Source organism: Caldivirga sp. (genome assembly GCF_023256255.1).
In the GTDB taxonomy this organism is placed as follows: Archaea; Thermoproteota; Thermoprotei; order Thermoproteales; family Thermocladiaceae; genus Caldivirga.
The window spans coordinates 1,407-3,244 of record NZ_JAGDXD010000070.1 but is presented as its reverse complement, the minus strand read 5'-3'; the positions used below and the strand labels follow the sequence as shown (position 1 = coordinate 3,244).

Here is a 1,838-nt window from a genome sequence, read left to right as displayed (position 1 = left end):
TCGTGGGTTTTTGGTGGGTGCTTCTTCGAAACCGGGACTGGCACCATAAAACCCATATTGCACCTTCGAAGATGGGGAATTAGGCCTATAATTATAATTAGGTTAGATAAAAGACAATAAATAATAAGCTACAGGCTAAGTAAAATGAGGAAGTAAAGTAATGAATAATTAACTAATGATACTAATCGATATTAATTACGAATAAATGTAAGTAGGAATAATTCAGAAACCTAATGGTAAAATGCAGTAAGTAAAACTTTGCACACCATTGGATATACTTAAAGGATAATTGGGATGAGTGGTTAGTATGAATGGTCTTGAGGAGTCACCAACATGGATAACTGAGGTTGGGGAAGATGATTAAGTACAAACAATAAACAACAATCACCTTCATTCTCATTGCATCATTGCTGGTGGCTAAGAGCCACCTTGCTCTACTCGTCCAGTGGTGGGCTATGGACTGGGTCTTCAACCCATTGCTCCATCACCACCAGCAGTCATTAGCAGGATCCCCACCCTAAAAGGCGAGGCTTTATGCTCTCCTAATTAACTTGCTTAAATTAATCATGGAGTGAGTGGGAGGGTTGTATTCGTAGTAAGCCTTACTGCAGGTGTACTGTACTCGCCAGTAAGCCCAATACTATGGTTAGTGAGCCTACTCACTGGGTATTGAGGGTGTTGGAGGGCTACAGCCCATAGGGTTAGGGGATTGGCTGTTTTAAAATGTAACCATAGGTAGGAGGCTTACTAAGGATCTTACCACGTAGGCGCTATGGGTGCGCATACGGCTATTCAAGGTATAATACCGCCTGTGGCCACCTGTTTATTCCTACACTCTTATTAAGTGTAGGGACTTGGTTTAAGGCATTGGCATGCGTATTAAGTAATATTGGTGCTATATTGAAGGCGTTGGGAACCGCCATATGGCTTAAATGAATCTCGCAGGAATCGGCAATGTTCATGGCGTAGGGAAATTTAAGACGAAATAGTGGAATTAAATCGACGTCAATACGATGTCTACGTTTTCTCCTATGCTCCTTAGGAAGTTGACAAGTGCCCTATCTAATGTTAAGAACATTAAATCATTGTCCTGAGCAGTGGTGTAGAGCAGTAGGTCTATTAAATCGTTGAAGCCCTTCCTTTTAAGCTCCAATGCCTTAAGCAGTGATGAGTGTCTTAAAGGTGTTTTAGTGAAATTCCTTTCAATGCTTAATAAACCCTCCCTTATAAGTGGGTTGTAGCTGGTTTTACTCAATTTCCAAGCAATCTCAAGCATATTTAAATCCGTGTAATATACCTTAACCTCACCCCTCCTATATTTAATCCATAACTTCTCCATAATCTCCTCAACCTCCCTTACCCTAACCCCTACGATAGGTAGTAGGAATGCTGTATCAAGGAGAATTTCCATATCTACTCTGCTCCTCCTCGCTAATTTTTTCAACCTCCTCTACGGTTGATTCAGCAAATTTAGGGCCTTTAAGGGCTAGCCAGAAGGGATCACGTATAGGTATCATAATTAGCCTGCCTCCTTCAACCCTTATCTCCAAGTATGTTCCCTCAGTTATTCCCACTTTTTCAGCAATCTCCTTAGGTATATAGATAGTATTCTTCCTGCTAACCCTAATAAGCCTACTCACACGGTGACACCCAGAATCTATGCTGAATCCAGATTAATAAGTATTTCTGAGTCTTTAGACTAGGTCCTATGCATTTAACGCGAACACCATACATTATCCTCAATATTTGTATCAACACCATGCTTAAGAATAACCTTAACAGTAATGCTTGTTTCTAAGTGATGGAGGAAAACTTATATGTTTCTTGTGTTTTGTTTG

At 40.4% G+C, this 1,838-nt stretch carries 2 protein-coding genes; both read right to left on the bottom strand.

The window, feature by feature from the left end; all coding sequences use genetic code 11:
• Positions 1 to 994: 994 nt before the first annotated feature.
• Positions 995 to 1,411 (bottom strand): PIN domain-containing protein, encoded by a 417-nt coding sequence (locus Q0C29_RS10735; RefSeq protein WP_292000659.1) that lies wholly within the window; start codon positions 1,409 to 1,411, stop codon positions 995 to 997.
• On the bottom strand, positions 1,395 to 1,640 hold the full coding sequence (locus Q0C29_RS10730; RefSeq protein ID WP_292000658.1) for an AbrB/MazE/SpoVT family DNA-binding domain-containing protein: 246 nt from the start codon (positions 1,638 to 1,640) through the stop codon (positions 1,395 to 1,397). Before Q0C29_RS10730 ends, Q0C29_RS10735 begins: the two co-directional genes overlap by 17 nt.
• Between the last annotated feature and the right edge of the window lie 198 nt (positions 1,641 to 1,838).